General features: G+C 67.7%; 6 protein-coding genes. 1 reads left to right on the top strand and 5 read right to left on the bottom strand.

Going from position 1 to position 5,617, the window contains the following annotated elements; translation table 11 throughout:
* Positions 1–103 precede the first annotated feature (103 nt).
* Positions 104–2,215, bottom strand: a complete 2,112-nt coding sequence (locus VEG08_04720) for a xanthine dehydrogenase family protein molybdopterin-binding subunit (protein ID HXZ27287.1) — start codon at positions 2,213–2,215, stop codon at positions 104–106.
* A complete protein-coding gene (locus VEG08_04715) occupies positions 2,212–2,679 on the bottom strand; it encodes a (2Fe-2S)-binding protein (protein ID HXZ27286.1) in 468 nt (155 codons plus the stop codon). Before VEG08_04715 ends, VEG08_04720 begins: the two co-directional genes overlap by 4 nt.
* Positions 2,680–3,167: 488 nt before the next feature.
* Here VEG08_04715 and trxA point away from each other — a divergent pair, with 488 nt between their 5' ends.
* Positions 3,168–3,497 carry a thioredoxin gene (gene trxA / locus VEG08_04710; GenBank protein HXZ27285.1) on the top strand — a complete coding sequence of 110 codons (330 nt, stop codon included), beginning with the start codon at positions 3,168–3,170 and terminating at the stop codon, positions 3,495–3,497.
* A gap of 131 nt (positions 3,498–3,628) precedes the next feature.
* On the opposite strand, the gene lexA is transcribed toward trxA, so the two are convergent.
* From lexA to VEG08_04695, 3 genes are all read right to left on the bottom strand, one after another.
* Positions 3,629–4,240 (bottom strand): transcriptional repressor LexA, encoded by a 612-nt coding sequence (lexA, locus tag VEG08_04705; protein ID HXZ27284.1) that lies wholly within the window; start codon positions 4,238–4,240, stop codon positions 3,629–3,631.
* 82 nt (positions 4,241–4,322) lie between these two features.
* Positions 4,323–4,901, bottom strand: a complete 579-nt coding sequence (locus tag VEG08_04700; GenBank protein ID HXZ27283.1) for a LemA family protein — start codon at positions 4,899–4,901, stop codon at positions 4,323–4,325.
* A 37-nt stretch (positions 4,902–4,938) separates the two neighbouring features.
* On the bottom strand, positions 4,939–5,617 hold a 679-nt coding region (locus tag VEG08_04695; protein HXZ27282.1), incomplete at its 5' end, for a hypothetical protein.

The raw sequence follows: 5,617 nt of genomic DNA, 5'->3' as shown, positions 1-5,617 counted from the left end.
GTACACCGAGATGGAAGTGGTGCTGAGCCGGCCGCTCACGCTGCCCGCCCCAGTCGCACCCGCGCCCGCGCCGGCCGCGCCCGCGCCCAAGCCGTAGCCCGAGCTACGCGCTCAGGCGGATGGGCAGCCGCCGCACTGGCTGGCGGGTGGCGGCGAAGATGGCGTTGCACACCGCCGGCGCGATGGGCGGCGTGCCCGGCTCCCCGATGCCTCCCGGCGCCTCCCGGCTGGGCACGATGTACACCTCGACCTCCGGCATCTCGTCGGCGGTCAGCACCTGGTAGTCGTTGAAGTTCTCCTGCTGCACGCGCCCGTTCTCCACCGTGATCTCGCCCTTCAGGGCGGCGCCCAGGCCGAGCGCGATCGCTCCTTGCACCTGCGCCTCGATGGAGTCCGGGTTGATGGCGATGCCGCACGCCACCGCGCACACCACGCGGTGCACCTTGACCGCGCCGCTCTCCACCGAGACCTCGGCGACCTCGGCCACGGTGGAGCCGAAGGAGTCGTGCACGGCGATGCCGCGGGTGCGGCCCTGGGCCAGAGGCTTGCCCCAGCCCGCCTTCTCGGCCACCAACTCGAGCACCGCCTTGTGCGCGGGTGCGTTCTGCAGCAGCTTGAGCCGGAACTCGTAGGGATCGCGGCCCGCCGCCGCCGCCAGCTCGTCCATGAAGCACTCGTTGGCATAGGCGGTCTGGGTGTTGTAGACCGAGCGCCACCAGCCCACCGGCACGATGTTCTCGGCCACGTGGTAGTCCACGTGCAGGTTGGGGATAGCGTAGGCCACGGCTGTGCCCTCGGCCAGGCTCTCATCCTTGCCGTCCTTGAGCGGGCCGAAGTTGTAGGCGCTGATGGAGGGCGCTACCACCCGGTGCGTCCAGGCCACAGGGTTGCCCGAGGCATCCAGCCCGCCGCTCAGCCTGTGGTAGCTGAGCGGGCGGTAGAAGTCGTGGTGGATGTCGTCTTCGCGCGTCCAGATCACCTTCACCGGGGCGCCCGCCGCCTGGGAGACGTCGACGGCATCGTGGGAGAAGTCAGGCATGGCCCGCCGCCCGAAGCCTGAGCCCAGCAGCGTGATGTTCACCTTCACCTTGGAGGCCGGCAGCCCGGTCGCCTTGGCGGCGTACTCCTGCACCCAGCTCGGGGCCTGGGTGGGCGACCAGATCTCCGCTCCGTCGGCGCGCACGTCGGCGGTGCAGTTCATGGGCTCCATGCAGGCGTGCGCCAGGAAGGGGACTTCGTAGACCGCCTCCACCTTCTTGGCGGCGGAGGCCAGCGCCTGGGCGGCGTCGCCGTTGTTGAGGGCGACGATGCCGGGCTGCTGGGCCAATTCGGCGAACTGCCGGCGCATGCCTTCGCTCGAGACCTGGGCGTTGGGGCCTTCGTCCCAGGTGATGTTTAGGGCGTTGCGGCCTTGCAGCGCCTGCCAGTAGGAGTCGGCAACCACCGCCACGCCGCTGGGAACCTGGTAGACGCCCTTCACACCCGGCATGGCCTTGGTCTTGGCGGCGTCGAAGCTCGCCGCCTTGCCGCCGAAGACCGGGCACTTGGCGATGCTGCCGTAGAGCATCCCGGGTACGCGCACGTCGATGCCGAACTCGGCCTTGCCGTCGGTCTTGTCGGGCACGTCGGTGCGCGCCACGCGCGTTCCGATGATGCGGAAGTCCTTCGGGTCCTTGAGCGTCACCTGCCTGGGCAGGGCCTGCTTGCCGGCCAGCACGGCCAGGGCGCCATAGCGCAGCTTGCGTCCCGTGGGCTTGTGCACCACCGACCCGTCGCGGGCGGAGCAGGACTCCGGGTAGACGCCCCACTTCTCGGCCGCGGCCGCCACCAGCATGGCGCGCGCCGTGGCTCCCGCTTCCCGCAGCGGCTTGAAGCCGGAGCGCACGCTGCGGCTGCCGCCCGTGCCCTGGTTGCCGTACTTGGGATCGAGCACGGCGGGGACGACCTCGATGGTCTTCCAGTCCGCCTCCAGCTCTTCGGCCACGATCATGGGCAGGCCGGTGCGGCAGCCCTGGCCCATCTCCGACTTGGCCACCCAGATCTTGACCTTGTCGGCGGGAGTGATGTTGATCCAGACGTTGGGTTGGAAGGAGGCTGCCTCTTCGGCGGCCGCCCGCAGCTTTTGCGGCAGGGAGAGGCCCAGGATGAGGCCGGTGGTGGCGGCGCCCGTCACTTTGAGGAAATCGCGGCGATCGACCTTGACGATGGGATTCATCGCGCACCTCCCGTGGCGGCGGCGCGCTGGATGGCGCGCTGGATGCGCAGGTAGGTGCCGCAGCGGCAAAGGTTGCCCGCCATGGCCTCGCGGATCTCGGCGTCGGTGGGATGGGGCTTACGCTGCAGCAGCTCGGCCGCGGTCATGATCTGCCCCGACTGGCAGTAGCCGCACTGCGGCACCTGCTCCTCGATCCAGGCCTTCTGCAGGGGGTGCTGGCCGGCGGCGGCGAGCCCTTCGATGGTGGTGACGCGCTTGCCCGCCACCTCGGCGACCCGGGTCACGCAGGAGCGCGTGGCCGCGCCCTCCACGTGCACGGTGCAGGCGCCGCACAGTCCCATGCCGCAGCCGAACTTGGTGCCGGTCAGGGCCAGGGTGTCGCGCAGCACCCACAGCAGGGGAGTGGCGCCGTCCACGTCCACGGTCTGGGATTTTCCGTTGAGTTGGAAGGTGATTGCAGCCATAAACAGTGCCTCCGCACGGGGGAATCGGCCCAGGGGGCCTGACGGAAACTGCTGCTCATCCGCAGATGAGGCTGGTGACGTACGTAGCTTGCCGAACGCAGGGGCGAGCGCGCGCATTATAGTCCGGTGGCGGCCGCACCGCCACCTCCCACGGAAGGGTGGGTCTGGAGTGTGGCGCGGCGAGGAACCTCGTGCGGTTACCCTAGTGCCTTTTCTGATTACTGAAGTGATGTTTACACATTACCGTGTCCGCCCCTAGAATCGCCTCGTGTTTGGCAGTTCTGGGGGAGGGCTGCCAACCCCGCGTCCCGCGGCTTTACCGCCGCGGGACGCTTGCTTTTTGGGGGCTGGTGGCGGGCCGGCTGGCGCGCTGCCTGCGGGCCACGGTTGCGACCTCCCTGACCCCGCTGCATCCAATGCAGTGGAGGTGTTAGGATTGACAGCCGGGCATTCCCGGTGAAGATTCGGCACTCATGGCAGGAGGAGGAATGGCAGGCAACGGGATCATCGAGGTCACCGACGCGAATTTCGACCAGGAGGTGCTGCAGTCGGCGCAGCCGGTGATGGTAGATTTCTGGGCGGCGTGGTGCGGGCCCTGCAAGGCCCTGGCCCCGGTCGTGGACGAGGTCGCCGCCGCCTACAGCGGCCGCGTCAAGGTGGGCAAGATGGATGTGGACCGCAACGCCGCTACCCCCATGCGCTACGGCGTCCGCGGCATCCCCACCCTGCTCATCTTCAAGGGCGGCAAGGTGGCCGAGCAGATCGTGGGCTACGTCCCCAAGGAGCGCATCCAGCAGGCGCTGGACAAACAACTTTAGCCGTTAGCACTTAGCACTTAGCCGCTGAAGATTCGTCAGACACAGAAAGCCCGGCGCGCAGCCGGGCTTTTTCTTTGTCGGGGCGGAACTTGACGGGCTAAATGCTAAAGGCTAAGTGCTAAGCGCCGCTTTCAGTACTTGCGAAGCACCCCGATCACGCGCCCCTGGATCTCGACCGCGGCGGCAGGAACGAGGATGGGCTGCACGGCGGGATTGGAGGGCTGCAGGCGGATGACCGCGCCTTCCTTGTAGAAGCGCTTGAGGGTGGTTTCGGCGCCCTCCACCAGGGCCACCACGATCTCGCCGTTGCGCGCCGTCGAGACCTTCTCCACCAGCACATAGTCGCCGTCCACGATGTGCTCGTCCTGCATGGAATCGCCGCGCACCTCGAGCACGTAGACGTCCTTGGCGCGGGTGAGGTCGGCGAGGGAGATGGTGTCGGGCTGCTCGAAGGTCTCGACCGGGCGGCCGGCAGCGATGCGCCCCACCAGCGGCAGCACGCCCGGAGCGAAGGCCAGCTTCATCTTGCCCTTGGGCGGCAGCAGGTCGATGGAGCGGCTGCGGTTGTAGTCGCGCTTGAGCAGGCCCTTCTTCTCCAGGTTGGTGACGTGCTTGTGCACCGTGGCCAGGGAAGAGAGGCCCAGGCCCTCGCCGATCTCCTCGAAGGAGGGCGAGTAGCCGTTCTTCTGCACGAAGCGGGCGATGAAGTCGTAAAGCTCGCGTTGCCGCCGGGTGAGTGCCATTCGCCGCTATCTTAAGCGAATAAAAAGCGAATGTCAAGCGGTTCTGCAATCGGCAATCTGAAATCTGCAATCTACAGCCGATCTACGGCTTGCCCGCCGCCGTCGAGAAGTCCATCTTCACGTCCGCCTTGTCGGCCTCGTCGGCCTTGAAGAGGGTGCGCGGGGTAAGGTGCATCATGCCGGCCACGATCATGTCGGGGAACTGGGCGATGCGGATGTTGAAGGTGTTCACGCTGTCGTTATAGAACTCGCGCCGGTCGGCGATGGAGTTCTCGATCTCCGTGATCCGCCCCTGCAACTGCATGAAGCTGGTGTTGGCCTTCAGCTCGGGATAGTTCTCGGCCACGGCGAACAGGCCACGGACGGCTGTGGTCAAGGCGGCGTCGGCCTGCGCCTTCTGATCCACGGTGGTGGCCTTGGACCACAGCGCCCGCGCCTCGGTGATCTTCTGGAAGGTGGACTGCTCGTACTGGGCGTAGCCTTTCACCACGTCCAGCAGCTTGGTCAGTTCGTCGTGGCGCTGCTTGAGCAGCACGTCGATGTTCGACCAGGCCTTGTCGATGTCGTTCTTGAGCTCGACCAGACTGTTGTAGATGGTGACCAGGTACCAGATCACCCCCGCGATGACGAACAACAGGACCAGCAGGACCACGATTGCCATAACCCTTTCTCCTCCGCGCTGCCCGTGGCAGCTTACCTCACAACAGGCCGAATCGTCCCAGGATATAGAGCACGCACACCACCGTCAGGATGGGGCCTCCCCAGATCAGCAGGATGGAGCGCCGCGAGAGTTCCTTGATGACTTCCTTCTGGCTCTGCCAGGAGATAAAGTAGGCGGGATTGTGCGTGCCCTTCAGGACCACGGTGGGATCGTGGTCGGGCCAGGCGCCGCCGTTGGAGCCGGACGCGGGCGCGGCCGCCGCGTCGCCGCCCGCCGCTTTCTCGATGGCGGCCGCGGCTCCCGTGCGGCCCAGGGCGGTGGCCACCACCGCGGCCAGAGCCGGGTCCTTGGCGGCGATGGCGGCCACCGCCAGTTGGTGCGCCTCCGCCGGCAGGAGCGACGGATTCACCGCCGCCGTTCCACTCTTGACCTGCACGCTGGTGATCCTGGTCGCGCCTCCGGGCTCCTGGGTGACGGTGACGCTGGAGCCGGGCGGTACCGCGCCCGCCGGCGGCGGATAGGGGACATTCAACTGCGCCGCCACCTTGGCCGCCAGCCCCGGGTCCTTGGCGGCGATGGCGGCCACCGCCGCCGCCGCTCGCGGATCGCCCGGCTGCAGGGTCTGGGGCTTGCTCACGGTGGTGGTCACCGTGGTCGTCGTCTTCACGGGGCCGAGGCTCGACGTGGTGGTGCGTGTCTGCGTACCGGGCGCCGCC

This window comes from Terriglobales bacterium, assembly GCA_035624475.1.
Classification (GTDB): domain Bacteria; phylum Acidobacteriota; class Terriglobia; order Terriglobales; family Acidobacteriaceae; genus DASPRL01.
Note: the sequence above shows the minus strand (reverse complement) of the source record. Positions and strands in the feature narration are given on the sequence as shown.